This window comes from Pedobacter sp. WC2501, from assembly GCF_052682415.1.
This window is the reverse complement of sequence record NZ_JBQZFI010000001.1, coordinates 294,572-315,372: the sequence shown is the minus strand read 5'-3', so window position 1 is coordinate 315,372 and position 20,801 is coordinate 294,572. Positions and strand designations below refer to the sequence as shown.

Here is a 20,801-nt window from a genome sequence, read left to right as displayed (position 1 = left end):
GCGAACGAATTATGTCAACAATAGCATTACACGACGAACACAATCACGATCACGCTGATCATGGGCATCATAAAGAGACTTTGATTTCAAAGTACATCTTTAGTATGGATCATAAAATGATTGCTAAGCAATTTTTGATTACCGGTATTATTATGGCGGTAATAGCAATGGGCTTATCAATTTTATTCCGTATTCAATTGGCTTGGCCAGATAAAAATTTCCCTTTCCTTGAAACATTTTTAGGTAAATGGGCAGAGGGTGGCCGTATCAAAGCCGATTTTTATCTTGCTTTGGTAACCATTCACGGTACCATCATGGTATTCTTTGTACTTACTGCTGGTTTAAGTGGTACCTTTAGTAATTTACTTATTCCACTTCAGATCGGTGCAAGAGATATGGCCTCGCCATTCTTAAACATGCTTTCATACTGGTTCTTCTTTACTGCTTGTGTGGTAATGATGTCATCGTTCTTTATCCAAACAGGTCCTGCATCGGGTGGTTGGACGGTTTATCCGCCGCTATCTGTTGTTGCCAAGGCAATGCCAGGTTCAGGAATGGGTATGACTTTGTGGTTAATCAGTATGGTACTTTTCGTAGCATCATCTTTAATGGGGGGTATTAACTACGTAAGTACAATTCTAAACATGCGTACTAAAGGTATGGACCTTTGGAAAATGCCATTAACCATTTGGGCTTTTTTCTTAACCGCTATTTTAGGTATCTTATCATTCCCTGTTCTTGTAGCGGGTGTGGTATTAATGGTATTCGACCGTAGCTTTGGTACAAGTTTCTACTTATCAGATATCGTAATGGGTACTGATATTTTACCAAATGAAGGTGGTTCTCCAATTTTATGGCAACACTTATTCTGGTTCTTAGGTCACCCTGAGGTATATATTGTAATTATGCCAGCATTGGGCATCTCATCTGAGGTTATCTCTGTAAACTCACGTAAACCGATCTTCGGTTACCATGCGATGGTTTACTCTTTAATTGGTATTACCGTATTATCATTCATCGTTTGGGGTCACCACATGTTTGTAACCGGTATGAACCCATTGTTAGGTGGTGTGTTTATGATTACCACGTTGATCATTGCGGTACCATCAGCAGTAAAAACATTCAACTATTTGGCTACATTATGGCGTGGTAATATCCGTTTCACTCCGGCAATGTTATTTGCTATCGGTTTAGTTTCATTCTTTATATCTGGTGGTTTAACCGGTATTTTCTTAGGAAATGCTTCGTTGGATATTAACTTACACGATACCTATTTTGTTGTTGCCCACTTTCACCTTGTAATGGGATCTGCAGCAATCTTTGGTATGCTTGCAGGTGTGTATCACTGGTTCCCAAGAATGTTCGGTAAAATGATGAACGCTAAATTAGGATACTTACACTTCTGGTTAACTTTCATCGCGGCTTACCTGGTATTCTTCCCGCTTCACTTCTTAGGGTTAGATGGTGTACCACGTCGTTACTATGCATTTACCGAATTTGAATTTATGAAAAAATGGTTAACCGTTAACGTATTTGTAACATGGGCAGCTATTATGGCCGCGCTTGCTCAGGTAGCGTTCTTGTTTAACTTCTTCTATTCAATCTTTAAAGGAAAAGTTGCACCTCAAAATCCATGGGAATCTAATACTTTAGAATGGACTGCACCTGTTGAACATCTACATGGTAACTGGCCAGGAGAAATCCCAACTGTTTACAGATGGCCATATGATTATAGCAAACCAGGACATGATGCGGACTTTATTCCTCAAACTGTTCCTTTCTCGCAAACCATGAGCTCTAATTTACCTCACGATTTTGAAGGAAATCAAGAAGCAGAAAAAATACAGCAAGATTGGGAACTAGCTAATCCTGTTGAAGAAAACAAAGGCTAGTTTAAGCTTAAAAAACAATTTTAAAAGGGGTATCTGATTAAGTTTCTGCTTATCCGGATACCCTTTTCATCTTAATAGATATATGGTCAGCAGATCAGAACAGCGTTTCATTAGAATTAATCTTATAACCATCATAGTTACGCTATTGGTTATACTTGCCGGCGGTATTGTTCGCAGTACCGGATCAGGCATGGGGTGTCCGGATTGGCCAAAATGTTTCGACCGTTACATTCCGCCAACTGATGTATCTCAGCTTCCAGCCAACTATAAAGAAAAATATGTTGCAGGCAGGTTAAAAAAGAATGAAAAGTTTGCCAAGTATTTAGAAAGTATGGGCAAAGTAGCCTTAGCTGATAGTATCAGGCACGATCAGAGCATTACTGTACCCGAAGAATTTAATCCGGCTAAAACCTGGACGGAGTACTTAAACAGATTAGCTGGGGTAGCAGCTGGAATATTCCTGTTTTTAACAGCCGTTTATTCTTTTACTTACCGTAAAGCAGCAAAACGGATTATTTTGCTAAGTATCCTTAACATTTTTGTAGTAGGTTATCAGGCTTGGTTAGGTTCCATTGTAGTATCAACCAATCTGGCACAATGGGTAGTAACGGTACACATGCTTTTAGCACTGGTTATTTTAGCGATATCTATATATACCTACAATTATGCGAAACAGCTGAATAAAGCACCTTCAGTAATTATGTATAGGATAATGTGGCTGAAAGGGTTTTTGTTCTTTACACTGTTAGTCAGTATTATCCAGATCGTTTTGGGTACTGATGTGAGGGAAGCTGTTGATGTAATTGCAAAGTCTCTGGCTTATAGTGGGAAAGCATTATGGATATCGAAGGTAGGAAGTGTTTTTTCTTATCACCGCGATTTGGCTATATTGGTAATAATCACCAATGGTGTGGTATATAAAATGGTTATTGATCGTTTTAGTGGTAAAGCTGCCCCATTGTTAACAGCCAGGTTTATTTTAATTACGCTTTTAGTTCAGTTATTAAGTGGTTTAGCTTTAGCATACATTGCTTTTCCTCCAGTAGCGCAGGCATTACATATTTTGTTCTCTACGCTGTTGTTTAGTTTACAGTTTTACCTGTACTTATTGGTTTACAGAACAAGTACATATAAACAATAATATTTAAGAAAATTGAAGCAATATCTTTCAGATTTTTCTAAACTTATCAAATTCAGACTATCGTTTACGGTAGTGTTTTCGGCGTCTATCTCTTTTTTGATCGGGCAGAAAATGCAGGTTGGGAGACACCTTATTCCTACTATCAATTGGGGTAACTGGTTAATTTTAATAGCCGGCGGATTTTTGGTTACTGCGGCTGCAAACTGTTTTAACGAAATTATTGAAAAAGACCTGGATAAATTAATGTCAAGAACCAAAGATCGTCCTATGCCTGCGGGTAGAATGACGACAGGCCAAGGACTGATTTTAGGTGTGTTTATGGCTTTTTTAGGTACCTGGTTATTGGGGCATTTAAATCTTGAAACAGGTTTGTTATCTGTATTTTCAATTTTGCTATACGCTTTTGCCTATACACCATTAAAGAGAAAATCGCCTATTGCTGTTTTTGTAGGAGCAATTCCAGGCGCATTGCCACCGCTTATTGGTTATTTAGCTGCTTTTGGTAGTTTAAAGGCAGAGATGTTCCACGAAATTGATTATTACATTGCTGTTATCTTATTTCTAATCCAGTTTGTATGGCAGTTTCCACACTTCTGGGCCATTGCCTGGGTGCTGGATGATGATTACAAAAAAGCTGGTTTTAGGCTATTGCCAACCAAGAAAAGAGATAAAACATCGGCACTGCTTACTTTTTTAAGCACCTTGATTTTAATCCCGGTAAGTTTATTGCCAACCATTTATGGTTTTGGTGGTTATTATATTGCTGGCTTATCTTTAATAGCAGGACTTATTTTTAGCTGGCTGGCTTTTAAACTTTTAATGAACAGAGAACTGATTGACGCGAAGAAAGTGATGTTCTGTTCGTTTTTTTACATCCCGGCTGTGCAGTTGGGCTTATTATTAAATTTTATAGCAAAATAATTTATGGTGCTAACAATGGAAAAGATGCAGGATACGTTTGACCCTAAACCAAGGAAATTTATTGTTTGGTTATTTGTCGTATCGTCAACAATTATGTTTGGAGGCTTTACCAGTTATTATCTGGTATTCGCCGCTTCAAAAGGAAAAGGACACGGTTTGGTGTTGCCCGATGCCTTTATTTACTCTAGTTTAGTTATTATTGCCAGCAGCATCACTTTAGTTTTGGCTTCGAGAGCGTTAAAAAAACTTAATTTTAGCTTACAGCGCAACATGCTTTGGATTACGGTAATATTGGCCGTTGCTTTTGGCGTGATGCAGTTTAATGCCTGGGGAAGTATGGTGAGGACCGGAGCTACCCTGGTTGGAAACAATGCTGCAATATCATTTATATATGTGGTATCTGGCATGCACTTATTACACATTATTGGCGGTGTTGGCCTTATTATTAATGCTTTAGCAGGTAGCTATAAGCACCTTCCTATTGCGAAAGTCCAGTATAGAATGGAAATTGCTTCTATTTTTTGGCATTTTATAGATATATTATGGATATATCTGTATGTTTTTTTACTTTTGAACCGTTAAATTTGTTAACAAACTATTATACTATTTCCAAATGAATGCAGTATCACAATTAGATCAAGTTAAAACCGGGCCATGGAATGGTGGTCGTTCTCCGTGGTCGGTAGAATATGGTAAAATCATGATGTGGTTTTTCCTATTATCAGATGCTTTTACTTTTTCATCATTATTGATCTACTACGGCGCTCAGCGTTTTTCTAAATTAACATGGCCTGATCCAGATTTGGTTTTCCAATCAATTCCTGGATTAAAAGAAAGCGGTGCGCCGTTAGTTTTTGTAGGGATCATGACTTTTATATTAATTCTTAGTTCTGTAACCATGGTTATGGCTGTTGAGGCCGGACATCGTCGTTCTAAAAAAGAAGTAATTGCGTGGTTAATTCCTACAATTGTTTTAGGATTTATGTTCTTAGGCTGTCAGGCATTAGAGTGGACCCATTTACACCATGAGGGTTTCTGGTGGGGTACAATTCCATCTGCTGAAGAGTTAAAACATTTATTTGATGGGCCAGTTTCTTTGGTTGCTGCGCAACAATTTGCAAACTTATTCTTTACCATTACAGGTTTCCACGGTTTCCACGTATTTAGTGGGGTAATGATCAATGTGATTATTTTAATCATGACGATTAATGGAACTTTCGAAAAAAGAGGACATTATTTAATGGTAGAAAAAGTTGGTTTATACTGGCACTTCGTAGATTTAGTTTGGGTGTTTGTATTTACATTCTTCTATTTGGTTTAATTTCATTATATAAAATATTTAATATGTCAGATCACTCACATACAACAGAAGGACACGAGCATGGAGAACATGCAGGATTGGATAAAGCCAAAATCTGGAAGGTAGCCGGTATTTTAACTTTAATTACTGCAATTGAGTTTATCATAGCACTATGGGCAATCCCTGGCCATCATATTCCTCAACATGTCGGTAACTATATTTATATTGCTTTAACCCTTGTAAAGGCTTTTTATATTGTTGCTTACTTTATGCACTTAAAATATGAGAAATTAGGCTTACAGTTAGCCTTAACAGTATCATTTATTTTCATTATTTACTTTATTGTTTTAATGTTGATAGAAGGTGGGTTTTTAAACATCCACATGATGAACCATTAATGAAAAGAAACCCTATAAAAAAGGTAATAATCCTGGTAAGCATTTTAGCTATACCGGGATTTTTGTTTTTTTACTTATTGCCCCACTTCGCAAAAAACAGGTATAAGAGTTTACCAATCTTTGGTGAAAAGGTTGTTGCCACAACTTTTCATAGTGTAAAGGGCAAGAAGATTCCCGATACCATTTACCACCTGGTTCCTGATTTTAAACTCGTAAACCAGCATAGCGACACGGTTAGCTGGAAATCATTTGAGAACAAGATTGTAGTATTAAACTTATTTCATGCCGGAGCGAAGAAACAGCAGGCAAGTAAATACATCAAACAACTATCTGATGGCTATGAACAGAAGCCCCTGGTTAAATTTGTAAGCCTATCTGTTGATCCAGCTGATACAGGTTTAATCAAAGATTTTGCAGCTAATTTTAAAGCAAAAGAAGGCAAGTGGGATTTTTTAGCTGGAGATACTGCACAAACCTATCTATTGATCAGGCAAGGCCTGTTGCTTGATGTAGTAGCAAATGAGTCCAATGGAAAGAACAGCTTTATATTTAGCAATAAGATAGTGCTGATTGATAATTTACACCGTATAAGGGGTATTTATGATGCAGACGATGCAGGAGCGAACGCTAAGTTAGAAGATGAGATAAAAGTACTTATTGCGGAGTATTTAAGGAACGTTAAAGATGGTAGGTAGTTGCCTAGCGGTTAATATTTGGAGGCAGTAATCGATACAAAGTAATTTAATATAAAAGAGATTTAAAAACTCATGGAAAATAGCCCGATTGAGAAAAAATATAATAAGTGGATCATTATTCTTTCTATACTTATACCTGTAGCTGTAGCTTTTTTATTTGTGGTAAAGTTAAAGGATCTTGGTATTGATGCACCAACCCTGCCTTTTTTGCCACCAATATACGCTTCCATAAATGGGATTACAGCCATACTCTTGGTAATTGCCGTTTGGGCAATAAAAAATGGAAAGATACAATTGCACCAGAATTTAATGAAAACAGCAATAGGCTGCTCTTTATTGTTTTTGGTGATGTATATCGCATACCATATGACTACGCCCTCTACTAAGTTTGGGGGGGATGGTGCAATAAAATATGCTTACTTCTTTATTTTATTAACACATATCTTATTGTCAATTGCAATTATTCCCTTGGTTTTGGTTACCTATGTGAGGGCTTTAGCCGAGCGTTTTGATCGTCACAGAAAAATTGCACGGATAACATTTCCGTTATGGCTGTATGTTGCTATAACAGGTGTGGTGGTTTATTTGATGATTTCGCCATATTATCAATACTAGAGATATATTTAAGATTATAAATTTGAAAAGCCTTACTTAAAAACGTAAGGTTTTTTTGGTTATAGGAATTTTGCTTGCACAAGATATTTGCTTTAACCCAATTTTTTTTTCACTTTTATGTATATTATATCACACAAAGGGATTCATATACTTTGTATATGAATATACCAATCGACTAATTTATGGCGCAAGGAAGGATAGAAGATGAACGTAAGCTTATAGAAAAAATCGTAGAGGGAGATGAGCAGGCCTTTTCTGTTTTATTCTTTAAATATCTTCCTGTACTCCACATTTTTGCTACTAAGTTCACCAAGTCTGATGATGCTGCCGAAGAAATTATTCAGGATGCATTTTTAAGAGTCTGGCTAAATCGCGATAAATTAGCAGAAGTAGATAATGTGAAGGCCTATCTATATAAATATGTTTCTAACGAATGTTTAAGCTACCTGCGTAAAAAATTAAAAGAAGATAAGGTTGTTGATGCATTTACTGCTAAACAACAAAATAGTCATAATAATACTGTAGAAACTATTAATTTAAATGAGGTAACGAAGATTATTGCTATAGCGGTAGATAAATTACCTGATCAGCGGAGAAATATATATCAATTGAGTAGGCGAGATGGTAAAACTATACCTGAAATCGCAGAAATACTTAATATTTCTCCGAATACAGTTAAAAACGCCCTTGTGATTGCCTTAAAATCCATACGTATACACCTTGATCAGCACGGAATTGTGTTCTTTTTTCCAATTGTTTTTTTCTTTTTGAGAATAAAATAGAAAAAAATTAATATCCCGATAGTCCTAATTTTCTTTTGCTGCTTCTTAGTATCAGAATCTTTATGGAACGTATACATTATCTATTACAACAGTTTACAGCTAAGACCTTAAGTCAGTCTGAAAAGGAAGAACTTTTAGTTTTGGCCGAAAACAGCACATCACTACTTTCTGACGAAATCGTGAAAATGATTATCGCAGAAGAAGCGCATGCAGTTCATGTTGTTGAGGAAAAATGGAATCCTGTTCTCAATAAAATTCTGACGATAGACAAGCCAACCCGGTCGCCTAAGCGAATTTTAATGAATAGTTTAAAATGGGCTGCCGCTGCTGTTGTTTTTATTGCATTTTCTTTAACGGCTTATCTCTCTCTACAGAAAAAGAAAGAGCATGTTTTTGCTACTGATGTAGCGCCTGGAAAAAATAAAGCTATTCTTACCCTGGCTGACGGAAAGAAAATTTCGCTTTCAGACGCGATGAAAGGCGATATAGCCAAAGAAGCTGGTTTCTCTATCACTAAAACTGCCGATGGTCAATTGGTGTATAATGTTGCCGGAACCGAAAATGTAAATGATACCAGATTAAACACTATTTCGACCCCAAACGGCGGCGAGTGGCAAATCCAGCTACCTGATGGTTCTACAGTTTGGCTAAATGCAGCTTCTTCAATTCAATACGCATTAAACATTGGAACCGCAAAACAGCGTGTAGTTAAATTGGATGGTGAAGCTTATTTTGAAGTCGCCAAAAATGCAGCACATCCTTTTATTGTAGAAACCGACAAACAAGCTGTTGAGGTATTGGGAACACACTTTAACATTAACAGCTATAAAGATGAAAAGGTAACTAAAACTACTTTATTGGAAGGAAGTGTTCGTGTTTCTCATAAAAGCACCAATGACAGCGAAATACTTAAGCCCGGAGAACAATCCCTGGTATCTGTTTCGGGTATTGCCATAAAAGAAGTGGATGTTGAAGAAGCAATAGCGTGGAAAAAAGGCTATTTTATGTTTAATAACGAAAGGCAGGAGAGCATTTTACGTAAAGTTGCCCGCTGGTATAATGTAGAAATAGAATATGCAGATCCTGCTGCAAAAGATGTAATGTATTACGGAACGGTAAGCCGTTTCGAAAAAATATCAAAAGTGCTGACCAAGTTTGAACAAACAGGAGAAGTGCATTTTGATATTAAGGGCAATAAATTAATTGTTCACAAAGAATAAATGATAACAGATGAAGACATAACTAACCTTTATCTCTAAAAAATAAAACAACTTAATCAACCTTAACCTAAACCCTGCAAACTATGAATAGACCTCAACAAACCTCCTGACGATTCGAAGATAAATGAATAAAAAAAGGAGTGCTTGCAACACCCCTTTATTATCTGTTTAGCTATTCCGTAACCGGAATCGATTAAAAATCAATTATTTCTTGGATAACCCGCGAAACGCTTTTTGGCGTCCAAACTTCATTGCGCTTCGCAAAAAAAAAAACAGACTATTAAATGTACAAAATTTATATTGAAATTTTATGTACGCACCGACGCTACATACCTAAATTGCTATTGATTATGAAGTTAGTTACGGTCATACTGCTTGTCTCTTTAATGCAGGTAAGCGCAGCTTCATTTGGCCAGCTGGTTACATTTAAAGAAAAAAATGTAACCTTAGAAAAGGTTTTTAAAGAGATCAGAAAACAATCTGGTTATGACGTTCTTTTATCGACCAATAAAATTAAAACCTCAACTACATTGAATGTAGATTTCAGTAATTCTACAATTGAAGAGGTGATGAATAAGATTGTTTCTGATAGAGAACTAATCTATACAATTGAAGACAGAACAATTTTAATTAAACCTAAAGAAAAAACGATTTTCGATAAAATTGTCAATTACTTTGCTGTTATAGAGGTTAAGGGTAGGGTATCAGATAATACCGGAAGTGCAATACCTGGTGTAAGTGTACGCGAAAAGGGTACAAGCAATTCTACAACAACAAATGCCAACGGTGAATATACTATTAGGGTAAGCGATACCGGAACTTTAGTTTATAGCTACGTAGGTTATAATACTATTGAACAAATAGTAAATAACCGTACAAGAATTAACGTAAGCTTAAAAGAAGATGTCAACGACTTAAAAACAGTTGATGTCGTTTCTACTGGTTATCAGAATATTAGTAAAAAGTTGTTCACTGGATCAGCCGTTTCACTGAATGGCGCCGATGCTAAACGTGATGGTATTGCAGATGTAAGCCGTATGCTTGAAGGTCGCGTTGCCGGAGTATCAGTACAAAATGTATCTGGTACATTTGGTGCTGCACCTAAAATCCGCGTTCGTGGAGCAACTTCAATTACAGGTGATAATAAACCATTATGGGTTATTGATGGTGTAATTTTAGAAGATGTTGTAAATATATCAAACGAGCAACTCTCAACTGGTGATCCAAGTACATTATTAGGCTCTTCAGTTGCTGGATTGAATTCTGATGATATTGAGAGTTTTCAGATCTTAAAAGATGCTTCTGCAACATCATTGTATGGAGCAAGAGCGATGAATGGTGTAATTTTAATTACTACAAAAAAAGGTAAAATAGGTGATGGATCGCCCTTAATTTCCTACACTGGTAATTTTTCAAGTTATTTAAAGCCATCTTATAACAATTTTGACATTATGAACTCTTATGATCAAATGTCAGTTTATGCTGAGATGGATAGAAAAGGCTGGTTAAACTATAGTGATGTAGTAAACAGGCCAAATGGTGGTGTTTATAAAAAACTTTACCAAAGCTTAGATTACGCAAATGGTTCAACTACTCCTGGGGTTATAAATTCACCAGAGGCAAGAGCTGCCTTTTTAAACCGTTATGCTTATGCAAATACTGACTGGTTTGATACATTATTTAAAAATTCGTTTATGCAAGAGCACTCTTTAAGTGTTTCAACAGGAACTGAAAAATCTCAAATGTATTACTCTACCAGTTATTTACAGGATAATGGATGGACAATTGGTGATAAGGTGAAGAGATTTACAGGAAACGTTCGAGGTAACTGGAAAATTAACGATAAGCTTAGTTTTGGGCTAATTACCACTGGCTCGATACGCGATCAGAATGCTCCAGGTACTTTGGGACGTACAAGTAATCCGGTTACTGGAGAATATTCAAGAGATTTTGATTTAAATCCATTTAGTTATGCACTCAATACCAGCCGTACTTTAACACCGTATGATCAAAATGGTAATTTAGAGTATTTCACAATGAATTATGCTCCATTTAACATCATCAATGAGTTGAAGAACAATACATTGGAGCTTTCGATGATTGACTTTAAAGTTCAGGGCGAGGTTAAGTACAAAATATTGAAGAACTTAAACTACGATTTTACTGGTGCTTATCGTTATGTGAAAACGGGACAGGAACATAAAATACGTGAATCGTCAAATATGGCTCAGGCTTACCGGGCAGGAGTTTTTCCAGAAAATACTACAATTAGATTAGCAAATAGATTTTTATATACCGATCCAACAGATCCAGATGGATATCCGGTTTCTGTATTGCCTTATGGAGGATTATACTTAACTAATGATGACTATTTAAAGAGTTACTTTATTAGAAATAGTTTAGACTGGAACAAAACATTCAACGAAAAACATATCGTTCGATTATTTGCATCGCAAGAAATGCGTTACATTGATAGACGCAATGCTCAATTTACAGGTTACGGGTATCAATATGATAAGGGAGGCGTTCCGTTTATCGACCCTAATGCAATTAAACAATCTGTTGAAGGAAACTTTAATTACTATTCAATGGATCAATGGTTTGATCGTTACGTTGCATTCGCCTCCACAGGATCTTACTCCTATAACAATAAATACCAGTTAAATGGTACTTTAAGATATGATGGATCCAATAAAATGGGCGAGTCGCCAAAAGCAAGATGGTTACCAACCTGGAATGTGAGTGGTTCATGGAATGTTGATGAAGAAAATTTTATGAAAAATCAGAATGCCATAAGTAAATTAACGATTCGTGGTACATATGGTTTAACAGCAAGTTTAGGGAGTGCTACCAACTCTAGTTTAGTTTTAAGAAGCGGTAGTACCTTACGCCCACGTTTGTCTGAAATTGAATCAAGTTTATCGATCAATTATCTTGAAAACTCTGAATTAACCTGGGAGAAACAGTATGAAGCAAATATTGGATTAGATGTATCATTTTTCAAAAATAGATTAAACGTTACCCTTGATGCTTACAAGCGTGATGGGTTTGATTTAATTGGCCCGATCAGAACTTCAGGAATTGGTGGTGAGGTTATTAAAATAGCCAACTATGCTGATATGGTAACAAGAGGTATTGAAGGTTCGGTTGCTGGCGATGTTTTCAGAGAAAAAGATTGGGGATGGAAATCGCAGGTTACATTCGGATACAATAAAGGTAAGATTACCAATTTGAGAAGTGAGCCGACTATTTGGAACTTGGTTGGAGCCGATGGAGGCCCTCTTCAAGGATATCCTTCTAGAGGCTTGTTTTCTATTGATTTTCAAAAATTAGATGCTGAAACAGGCGTACCAACCTTCATTAACGAAAAGGGTGAAGTGAGCAGTAATGTCTATTTACAGAGTGAGGTTACGAAGTATCTTAAATATGAAGGGCCTGTTGATCCATTGTTTAACGGAGGTTTTTATAACAACTTCAATTATAAGAATTTTACATTGTCTATGTTATTAACCTTCAGTGCAGGAAATAAAGTAAGATTAAATCCAATATATAAAAACAGCTATTCTGATCTGGATGCTATGCCAAATGAATTTTTAAATAGATTTTTATTTGCAAACGACACTGGCAGACCTTCAATAGCAGATCCGAGAACCATTTCAAATTTAGATGGAACATATCCATATAATGCATATAACTATTCTTCAGATAGAGTTGCTGATGGCGGATTTATTCGTTTAAAATCTGTTTCATTTGGTTATATTTTGCCTAAAGCACAGATAAACAAGTTAGGTTTTAAAACAGCATCGTTAAATATAGTTGCCAATAATTTATGGTTAGTATATGCTGATAAAAAATTGAATGGACAAGATCCTGAATTTTTTACAAGCGGCGGTGTGGCATTACCTATCCCTAAGCAATTTACACTATCGTTAAAAGTTGGATTGTAATTAATCTTAAAAACATGAAAAATAAAATTTTATATATATCATTAATCGCTTTAGGCTCTTTATCAATTGCTGGTTGTAAAAAGTATCTTGAACAAGCACCAGATTTAAGGGCAACGCTTGATTCTCCCTCTAAAGTTTCCGAATTGTTGGTTACTGCTTACCCTCATGCCAACTATATTACATTTTGCGAAGCATTGAGTGATAATGCCGATGATAAAGGACTCGCGGCTGGAGGAGGTGATGCTGTAAATCGTGATCCATGGAGATTTGATGATGTACAAAGCAGAGATATTGATTCTCCAGATTCATATTGGAATGCATGTTACAAAGCAATCGCTGCAACAAACCAAGCCTTAAAGGCAATTAACTTGGCACCGAATCCAAATGAGTATAGTATGCAAAAAGGAGAAGCTTTAGTTGCACGCGCATATAGCCATTTTATGCTAGTAACATTATTTTCTAAAGTTTACGATGTAAATACAGCTGCAACCGATCCAGGGATTCCATATGTTACTGAACCTGAAGATATTGTTTTTAAGAAGTATGAGCGAAAAACAGTAGCTTATGTTTATCAGCAAATTGAAAATGACCTCAATCAAGGCTTGCCATTAATAAAAGACAGTGGATATAAGATTCCTAAATATCATTTTACTACCTCTGCTGCGCATGCATTTGCAGCTAGATTCTTTCTTTTCAAAAAGGATTACGCGAAGGTAATTGAACACGCAAACCTGGTTTTTGCTGGAGGTAACATATTGCCTAATTTAAGGGATTATGTCGCATCAAATAGCCGTTCTATGGAATATGCAACAAGACAAGCTTATTATACTGCAGCAAGTAATCCAGCTAATATTTTATTAGCAGAGGCAAACTCGGTATGGGGTAGAAGTTATCCATCTTATCGCTATTCTTTAACCTTTAACCTGGTATATAAAACCATTTGGGGTGCCAATGTTGCAGGCGGTACTTGGGCCTATCAACTGTACGGTAGAGATTTATCGTTAAATATTCCCAAATTTCCTGAGCATTTTGTGCTAACTAGTCAAAATGGAAATATTGGAGACCCATATAATATGATCCCTTTATTTTCTGCTGAAGAGGTTTTGTTTAATCGTGCAGAAGCTAATGCTTATTTAGGTAATACTGCGGCTGCATTAAAAGATCTTAACGATTATGGAAGTAAGCGATTAATCATTAGCGATGCAAATCCTGTTTATAGTGCCACTACACATGCCATTACGGAGGCGAAGATTAATAGTTATTATAAACCATTCAGTATTCAGGAAGGAATTGTAAAAACAATTTTGGATTTTAAACGGATCGATTTTATGTTCGAAGGGCAGCGTTGGTTTGATATACTCCGCTATAACCTCCCTGTTGTTCATGCCACCGCAGATTTGAAATCAACATATACATTAGGTCCAAACGATCCAAGAAGAGTTCTTCAAATTCCTGCAGAGGCAGAATTAGCTGGCCTGGAAAGAAATCCGCGTTAATTTATCATTTAAATTATTAAGACATGAAAATTAAATTTTCAATATTTTATATAGCTCTGGTTGGAATATGTTTAACATTCTCCAGCTGTAAAAAAGAGACTCTTCCAGAAACACCAATTGTTGGCCTTGGAGGTGATACATGGGTTAAGGGGAACATTGATAGTTATATCAAGCTTAACTTTACTGACCCTTATAATATTCAGGTAAAGTATAAATGGGATCCTTATGAAACATCTTATAACAAAAACATTACCCCTGTAAATGAGGATAATGTAATCCCCGCCTTAGATGCAGTTCAAAAAATTTGGATAGCTCCTTATAAAAAGGTTAGTGGCGATGATTTTTTAAGAAGGTATTCCCCAAAAGAATATGTAATGTACGGTAGTGCATCTTATAATTCAGATGGAACTATAACGCTCGGTGAAGCTGAGGGAGGTAAGAAAATTACATTGTTTGTAATTAATACTTATGATAGGAAAAATGTTGCTGAGGTTAAGCGTATGCTGCACACCATACATCATGAATTTGCCCACATTCTTCATCAAAATATTTTATACCCACGCGAATTTAAACAGCTTAATCCTCAATGGTACACTGCTAGTTGGTTTAATACCGATGCTGCTGATGCTAATGCACAAGGGCTTGTTACTCCATATGCTAAGGCTGCGGTTGATGAAGACTGGGTTGAAACCATTGCATATTTATTGGTAGAAGGCCAAACAGCTTTTGATGCTTTGGTTACTGCTAATCCAGGTACAGCTGCATTAATTTTGAGAACAAAAGAAGCGATGATTGTGGAGTATTATCGATCAGCTTATAGCATAGATTTTAGAGCGTTGCAAACTGAAGTTAAAAATGGTATCGCACTGGTAACTAATTAAATCATTTATTAAATATTTAATATGAAAAAAATATTATTTTTTGGCTTGCTAATTTTTATTTTTGCGGCCTGTAAAAAATCGAATGAACCCGATCAAAGGCCAGACGAAAGATTAACAGAAGCATTAACAGCATATCAAACACAGCTGCAAGGAGCGCAAAATGGGTGGATTGGATATCTTTTTCCGCAAGGGGGAGGAGGGTATACCTTTAAATTTAAGTTCGACAATAAAAACAGGGTAATTACCTATTCGGATCTTGATGCTACCAAAGCGGCTACTCCAAAAGAGAGTTCTTATCGCTTAAAAGGAACTCAGGTGCCAAGTTTGTATTTTGATACATATAGTTATTTACATATGTTGGCCGATCCCGATCCTAATGTTTTGGGTGGTGGCTCTGGAACGGGATTTCTATCAGATTTCGAATTTTCAATACTATCTGCAAGTGCAGATACCATTAAGCTAAAAGGAAATTTAAATAAAAGTGATTTGATTTTGATAAGGGCAAAGGCTGATCAAGGTGACGATTATATTTCTAAGGCTTATACAAATAATACTTATGTTGCTGAGATTGCCAATTTCCCTTATTATTATAACAAAATTACTTTGGGAGGTAAAGAGTATAATATTACCATCAATGCAGACCAGCATACAGTTAGTTTTTATTATCTAAAAAATGGGTTTCAAAGATTCACTACTGAATATGCAGTAGCATCCACAGGAATAATTTTTAGACATCCGTTTATAGATGAGAATGTGAACATTAGTGAGTTTCATGATTTTAATATAAACACTGGAATAAGCAGCGTATCTGTAACAACAGGTACAACGGTAACATCAATAAACAACGTACCATCACCACTTACATTTGATACGTATGCTCCAACGAAGATGTATATTACAAAGTACAATTTTACAAGTGACTATGGATTTACAATTGCTGGTGTTAAAAATGCACATAATGTTACGGCTATACCCGGTTACATTGGTATGCAGTTTATCGCTAACTTTTATTCTGATCCCTTTGATGTTTTGTGGTTTTACTACAATGGTGGTGCAACTAGATACGGCCCAATTTTTAACACTCGTTTAGATCCAAGCGGAAAAATGATATTTGTGAAATCTCCTTATGGCAATCAAGGCACAAATCCTGGAACCGCCAATGTTACAATTGTAAATAGAGTTTATAATCAACTCGCTGAAGTAGGAGGGTATTACGCTTTTGAAACTGGTACAAATAGCTATGATTTGGTTAGTGTTACAGATAGCAAAAACTGGATCAGGTTCTATTAATTTTTAAATTGGAAATTAAAATAAACAACAATGAAAAATAATCTATTATATATATTATTATTAATTGTAATTGCTTTTTCAGCTTGTAAAAAAGATGGATTGGCAAAATACGATATTGAAAAGTCATTTGCAGATCCTTCAGTAAGTCTTGATGATTTAAAAAAGCAGATTGCAGCTGGAACGGATGGTTTTAGAATGACCATCGAGCCTTCTACAGGCAAATATTACGCAGGTTACATTAGTTTTGATGGTACATCAACAGCTAAATATTTACTTGATAACTCTACAGCAAATGCTACTGCAGCATCAGATACTAAATATAGTTTAAGCATAAGACAAACAAACCCAACACTAAGTTTAGGCTCTACATCATCATTTGCGGTATTGGCGAAAACCTTGGGAGGAATTGATAGTACATATACCTATAAATCTGCTAAAGGTGATACGCTACGTTTTGTGGGTGATTTATTAGGTAGTAAACTAACCCTAATTAAATCAAGCAAAACTGATGCAACTGATTATTTGGCTGGTAAAATGACGCAATCCGTAACAAGCATCGCTAGTTTTAAATCTTTTGTGCAATATTTTAAGCGTTTAACAATCGGGGCTAAATCATACGATTTTATTATCAATCCCACCACTAAAATATTAACGCTAAATTATCTAAGTGGTACAGTGTATAAGCAATTTAATACCTATTACGGAGCTACAAATAATGGCATTGTGCTTAAAACAGCATTTAGTGATGGTACAAATATTATTACTGGTTTAGATGGAATTACTATTGATTTAGCAAGTGGCACTGCTGCTGCCAAAAGCGGTACTTTAGCCGCTACAATTTCTGGTGTAGCTGCCCCGCTGTATTATGATATAAATGCTGCTAAAAATTGGTGGGCATGGGCAAAAGCCAGTACTTATGTGTCGGCTGAATTAGGATTTCATATTAATGGTGTAGATGATGCATTAGGCTTAAGGTCTTTAACTGGATATAAAAGAATTGACTACTATCCAGCTGCCAGTGGTGCGTATGATAACGCTCGAATTGTAGCTACAACAAATTATGGACCCGCTGTAATTCCAACTTTTACTACTGATGGTAAAATCATTTTTCCTAACAGTGGTTCTCAATTTGGTACTGTGCCTGCAGCGGCAGCGGCTGTTTATGCAAAATATCTTGCACAAATCAATCAATCGCAAGGCTATTATTTGATTCAAACTAATGCTGGAACTACCGAAACCATTACTTACGATATGGTTAACGTAGCTGATGCTAAAGCATGGGTAAGTTGGCATTATTAATAATTGGAAAATGTATCTTTCTTGACGTAAAAACAGATAAATCATTGCCGAATAATATTGAATAAATTAACTGTATCTCATAAAACCTCACCCTAAAAAGTGAGGTTTTTTTTATGACATAATTTTTAAACCGCTCCATCCGTTTATTCCTATATTTGTAAACGATGAAGAAGAAAGCAATTTTTATCCTGTTTGTTTTGGTATTTACCTTTGCGGTAAGCCCCAATGTTAATGCCCAATGTTCGATGTGTACCATTAATGCCGAGCAGGGTGTTAAAAACGGGAATACACAAACTGCAGGCTTAAATACAGGCGTATTGTATCTTTTATCTATTCCCTATTTAATGGCTGTTATTGTTGGTGTAGTCTGGTATAAAAAATACCGCAAAAGAAATATTCACCTGAATATGAAAAAGGAACCTTTTAATTTAAATTAAAAGTATGTCTGAGCAAACTACTTCAAAACTTTATGCCATTGTACATTGTAAATGTCCGCATTGCCGCAGGGGAGCTATTTTTACAGGCAGTATGTATGGCTGGAACATTCAGCATACCAAAGAAATTTGCGGGCATTGTGCGCAACGTATAGAAATTGAACCTGGTTATTTTTATGCAGCGATGTACGTTAGTTATGCCATGAATGTAATCGAAATGCTTTTCGCGAGTTTTCTAACCTATTTAGTTTTTGGTCCGCTTACTGATGAGACTTTCTGGCCTTATCTGATTGTTATTTTTGCAGGTTGTTTTATTCTGTATCCGTTTAACTATCGATATTCGAGAATTATACTGCTCCACGTTTTATCGCCTAACATTAAGTATAAGCCATATTACGATAAGTAAGTCGGGAGCCAGAGGTCGGGAGTCGGAAGTCAATAGGTAAAGGTTGACTGCTGAAACTATTTGATGGCAGTTTAGCCTATTAACCTTGAACGATCAACCATTTTTAAATATAATCTTTCAATTTTTAGCAATGTTAAAAAAAGAAACCCTAAACTTTATAAAAGAGGTTGCTGAAAACAACAACCGCGAGTGGTTTGCTGCCAATAAAGATGTTTATGAAATTGCAAAAGCTGATGTACTCGAACTTATAGCAAAATTAATCCCCGAACTGGCTAAGGTAGATCCATTACTTTCGGCAGAGGCTGATCCTAAAAAAAGCCTTTTGCGCATTTACCGCGATGTGCGTTTCAGTAAAAATAAAGATCCCTATAAAAATAATTTCGGTATCTGGTTTTCGGCCAAAAGCAAAGGAGGGAACGAACCGGGTTATTACCTGCACATCCAGCCAGGAAAAAGCTTTATTGCCGGTGGATACTGGATGCCTGAAGCATCGCATTTAAAATTGATCAGACAGGAGATTGATTATAATATTGGCGATTTTAAAGAAATTATCAACGGCAAGGATTTTAAGAAAAACTTTAAACTAGGTGTGGATAATGCCCTTAAAAATGCACCGAAAGGCTATGATCCTGCAGATCCAAACATCGAATTTTTAAAGCTGAAAAGCTTCGAGGCCACCACAAAAATCGATGATGAAGAATTTTTAAAACCGAACCTCGTTAATAAGTTGATAAGTTCTTTTAAAACAGTACAGCCATTAGTTGCATTTTTACGAAATGCTATAGAACAATAACCAAGAAATATCAATGACCAATTAAGAATAACCAATTAGCAATGATCAATTTCCAAACATAATACCTTCTTGATACTTGCTACTAAATACTTACTACTGAATACTAAACCCTTGAAACTTTAAACATGAAAAATACCTTTTTTGCCTTTGCCGTTCTCCTCTTTTTTTCTTCCTTAACTTCTTGTGTTGTATTATCTCCAAAAAAGTATAAAGCTTTATTGGGAACCAAAGATTCACTTTATACCGCATTTAATGAAGGTTTAATTAAAATTGAAAACCTTGAAAAAGAAGTAGCAAAATTGAAAAAGGATACTACATTAATGGCTGAAGAGCTTCGCGATTTGCAAAGTAATTACAACACCGTTGATGCGAACTATAAAAAACTTAAAAATAATTCTTCAAGTGAGATCACCAAGCTATCTGGCGATTTAGCTGCCCGTGAGAAACGTTTAAAAGAAGTGGAAGAGGTGCTGCGCAAACGTGATGAAGCGACCAACTCACTCAAAGAGAAACTACAGCAGGCCTTATTGGGCTTTACCAAAAGTGGTTTAACTGTTGAAATTAAAAATGGGAAGGTATATGTTTCGTTAACCGATAAACTCTTATTCCCTTCAGGAAGTATCATCATTGATGAAAAGGGTAAACAAGCTTTAACGCAATTGGCCAATGTATTAAAACAGCAGCCTGAAATTAACATTGCAGTTGAGGGTCATACCGATAATCAGAAAATAAATAATCTGGGGCAGATTAAAGACAACTGGGATTTAAGTGTGTTGAGGGCTACTTCTGTTGTGCGTTATTTAACAGAGAACGAAAAAGTAGAAAGTGTAAGGATGACGGCTACTGGCAAAGGTGAATTTCAACCCCTGGGTACAAATGCAAATGCTGATGGAAGAAGCAAAAACAGAAGGATAGAGATTGTGCTTTCTCCAAAACTGGATGAACTTTATAATTTGATTAAATAAGATAATAATAATTAAATAAGAACCTATTAACCTGAGTTCGATTATTAAATCTCATTTTGTGTCATTTTAATCACGTTTTCTGTTAAAGCGGTCGTCACCCTGAATTTATTTCAGGGTCTTTCACGCTAAAAAGATGCTGAAATAAATTCAGCAGGACGATAAAGCGGGATTAGGCGTAAATAAGATATAATTTTCAGCAAATAATTATCGAACTCAGGCTATTAGAATAATCATGTTTTTATGATCAGGAAATGAAGGTACAGCAGTTCCTGGCATTTTGCAGTCCCGCCATTCACTTCAATCTTTTTGTGCCGCTGTCATGCTGA

19 protein-coding genes are annotated in these 20,801 nt (G+C 36.0%); all 19 read left to right on the top strand.

Features of this window, described 5'->3' with window-relative positions:
* The first annotated feature begins 11 nt into the window (after positions 1-11).
* The gene (locus ACUN24_RS01360; RefSeq protein WP_445560920.1) at positions 12-1,892 is read left to right on the top strand and encodes a cytochrome c oxidase subunit I; all 1,881 of its coding nucleotides are present in this window, start codon (positions 12-14) and stop codon (positions 1,890-1,892) included.
* An 82-nt stretch (positions 1,893-1,974) separates the two neighbouring features.
* On the top strand, positions 1,975-3,033 hold the full coding sequence (locus ACUN24_RS01355; protein ID WP_445560919.1) for a COX15/CtaA family protein: 1,059 nt from the start codon (positions 1,975-1,977) through the stop codon (positions 3,031-3,033).
* Positions 3,034-3,045: 12 nt separating this feature from the next.
* Complete coding sequence (gene cyoE / locus ACUN24_RS01350; protein WP_445560918.1) at positions 3,046-3,954, top strand: heme o synthase; 909 nt, start codon at positions 3,046-3,048, stop codon at positions 3,952-3,954.
* A gap of 15 nt (positions 3,955-3,969) precedes the next feature.
* The gene (locus tag ACUN24_RS01345) at positions 3,970-4,536 is read left to right on the top strand and encodes a cytochrome c oxidase subunit 3 (protein WP_445560917.1); all 567 of its coding nucleotides are present in this window, start codon (positions 3,970-3,972) and stop codon (positions 4,534-4,536) included.
* Positions 4,537-4,567: 31 nt separating this feature from the next.
* A complete protein-coding gene (locus tag ACUN24_RS01340; protein ID WP_445560916.1) occupies positions 4,568-5,275 on the top strand; it encodes a cytochrome c oxidase subunit 3 in 708 nt (235 codons plus the stop codon).
* Positions 5,276-5,298: 23 nt separating this feature from the next.
* Entirely contained in the window at positions 5,299-5,652 is a 354-nt protein-coding gene (locus tag ACUN24_RS01335; RefSeq protein ID WP_445560915.1) for a cytochrome C oxidase subunit IV family protein, read from the top strand.
* Complete coding sequence (locus ACUN24_RS01330; RefSeq protein WP_445560914.1) at positions 5,652-6,347, top strand: SCO family protein; 696 nt, start codon at positions 5,652-5,654, stop codon at positions 6,345-6,347. Before ACUN24_RS01335 ends, ACUN24_RS01330 begins: the two co-directional genes overlap by 1 nt.
* A 72-nt stretch (positions 6,348-6,419) precedes the next feature.
* The gene (locus ACUN24_RS01325; protein WP_445560913.1) at positions 6,420-6,962 is read left to right on the top strand and encodes a DUF420 domain-containing protein; all 543 of its coding nucleotides are present in this window, start codon (positions 6,420-6,422) and stop codon (positions 6,960-6,962) included.
* Between the two features lie 182 nt (positions 6,963-7,144).
* Positions 7,145-7,744, top strand: coding sequence for an RNA polymerase sigma-70 factor (locus ACUN24_RS01320; RefSeq protein WP_445560912.1), 600 nt, complete (start codon positions 7,145-7,147; stop codon positions 7,742-7,744).
* Positions 7,745-7,806: 62 nt separating this feature from the next.
* The gene (locus ACUN24_RS01315) at positions 7,807-8,964 is read left to right on the top strand and encodes a FecR family protein (RefSeq protein ID WP_445560911.1); all 1,158 of its coding nucleotides are present in this window, start codon (positions 7,807-7,809) and stop codon (positions 8,962-8,964) included.
* 350 nt (positions 8,965-9,314) lie between these two features.
* Complete coding sequence (locus ACUN24_RS01310; protein WP_445560910.1) at positions 9,315-12,911, top strand: SusC/RagA family TonB-linked outer membrane protein; 3,597 nt, start codon at positions 9,315-9,317, stop codon at positions 12,909-12,911.
* Between the two features lie 14 nt (positions 12,912-12,925).
* A complete protein-coding gene (locus ACUN24_RS01305; protein WP_445560909.1) occupies positions 12,926-14,407 on the top strand; it encodes a RagB/SusD family nutrient uptake outer membrane protein in 1,482 nt (493 codons plus the stop codon).
* A gap of 23 nt (positions 14,408-14,430) precedes the next feature.
* A complete protein-coding gene (locus ACUN24_RS01300) occupies positions 14,431-15,288 on the top strand; it encodes a zinc-binding metallopeptidase (protein WP_445560908.1) in 858 nt (285 codons plus the stop codon).
* A gap of 21 nt (positions 15,289-15,309) precedes the next feature.
* Positions 15,310-16,578: a DUF4302 domain-containing protein gene (locus ACUN24_RS01295; RefSeq protein ID WP_445560907.1), complete on the top strand. Its 1,269-nt coding sequence runs from the start codon at positions 15,310-15,312 to the stop codon at positions 16,576-16,578.
* A gap of 30 nt (positions 16,579-16,608) precedes the next feature.
* Positions 16,609-17,877: a DUF4302 domain-containing protein gene (locus ACUN24_RS01290; RefSeq protein WP_445560906.1), complete on the top strand. Its 1,269-nt coding sequence runs from the start codon at positions 16,609-16,611 to the stop codon at positions 17,875-17,877.
* Positions 17,878-18,041: 164 nt separating this feature from the next.
* Complete coding sequence (locus tag ACUN24_RS01285; RefSeq protein ID WP_445560905.1) at positions 18,042-18,314, top strand: hypothetical protein; 273 nt, start codon at positions 18,042-18,044, stop codon at positions 18,312-18,314.
* A 4-nt stretch (positions 18,315-18,318) separates the two neighbouring features.
* Positions 18,319-18,717 (top strand): DUF983 domain-containing protein, encoded by a 399-nt coding sequence (locus ACUN24_RS01280; protein WP_121283982.1) that lies wholly within the window; start codon positions 18,319-18,321, stop codon positions 18,715-18,717.
* Between the two features lie 130 nt (positions 18,718-18,847).
* Positions 18,848-19,510, top strand: a complete 663-nt coding sequence (locus ACUN24_RS01275) for a DUF2461 domain-containing protein (RefSeq protein WP_445560904.1) — start codon at positions 18,848-18,850, stop codon at positions 19,508-19,510.
* 125 nt (positions 19,511-19,635) lie between these two features.
* Complete coding sequence (locus ACUN24_RS01270; protein WP_132403022.1) at positions 19,636-20,475, top strand: OmpA/MotB family protein; 840 nt, start codon at positions 19,636-19,638, stop codon at positions 20,473-20,475.
* Positions 20,476-20,801: the final 326 nt, after the last annotated feature.

Bases quoted from the DNA above. Each gene is read 5' to 3' on its own strand.
- ACUN24_RS01290 (WP_445560906.1), top strand. From the start codon at position 16,609: ATGAAAAATAATCTATTATATATATTATTATTAATTGTAATTGCTTTT.
- ACUN24_RS01280 (WP_121283982.1), top strand. From the start codon at position 18,319: ATGTCTGAGCAAACTACTTCAAAACTTTATGCCATTGTACATTGTAAA.
- ACUN24_RS01335 (WP_445560915.1), top strand. From the start codon at position 5,299: ATGTCAGATCACTCACATACAACAGAAGGACACGAGCATGGAGAACAT.
- ACUN24_RS01270 (WP_132403022.1), top strand. From the start codon at position 19,636: ATGAAAAATACCTTTTTTGCCTTTGCCGTTCTCCTCTTTTTTTCTTCC.
- ACUN24_RS01355 (WP_445560919.1), top strand. From the start codon at position 1,975: ATGGTCAGCAGATCAGAACAGCGTTTCATTAGAATTAATCTTATAACC.
- ACUN24_RS01340 (WP_445560916.1), top strand. From the start codon at position 4,568: ATGAATGCAGTATCACAATTAGATCAAGTTAAAACCGGGCCATGGAAT.
- ACUN24_RS01330 (WP_445560914.1), top strand. From the start codon at position 5,652: ATGAAAAGAAACCCTATAAAAAAGGTAATAATCCTGGTAAGCATTTTA.
- ACUN24_RS01285 (WP_445560905.1), top strand. From the start codon at position 18,042: ATGAAGAAGAAAGCAATTTTTATCCTGTTTGTTTTGGTATTTACCTTT.
- ACUN24_RS01360 (WP_445560920.1), top strand. From the start codon at position 12: ATGTCAACAATAGCATTACACGACGAACACAATCACGATCACGCTGAT.
- ACUN24_RS01275 (WP_445560904.1), top strand. From the start codon at position 18,848: ATGTTAAAAAAAGAAACCCTAAACTTTATAAAAGAGGTTGCTGAAAAC.
- ACUN24_RS01305 (WP_445560909.1), top strand. From the start codon at position 12,926: ATGAAAAATAAAATTTTATATATATCATTAATCGCTTTAGGCTCTTTA.
- ACUN24_RS01295 (WP_445560907.1), top strand. From the start codon at position 15,310: ATGAAAAAAATATTATTTTTTGGCTTGCTAATTTTTATTTTTGCGGCC.
- ACUN24_RS01315 (WP_445560911.1), top strand. From the start codon at position 7,807: ATGGAACGTATACATTATCTATTACAACAGTTTACAGCTAAGACCTTA.
- ACUN24_RS01325 (WP_445560913.1), top strand. From the start codon at position 6,420: ATGGAAAATAGCCCGATTGAGAAAAAATATAATAAGTGGATCATTATT.
- ACUN24_RS01300 (WP_445560908.1), top strand. From the start codon at position 14,431: ATGAAAATTAAATTTTCAATATTTTATATAGCTCTGGTTGGAATATGT.
- ACUN24_RS01345 (WP_445560917.1), top strand. From the start codon at position 3,970: ATGGAAAAGATGCAGGATACGTTTGACCCTAAACCAAGGAAATTTATT.
- ACUN24_RS01320 (WP_445560912.1), top strand. From the start codon at position 7,145: ATGGCGCAAGGAAGGATAGAAGATGAACGTAAGCTTATAGAAAAAATC.
- ACUN24_RS01310 (WP_445560910.1), top strand. From the start codon at position 9,315: ATGAAGTTAGTTACGGTCATACTGCTTGTCTCTTTAATGCAGGTAAGC.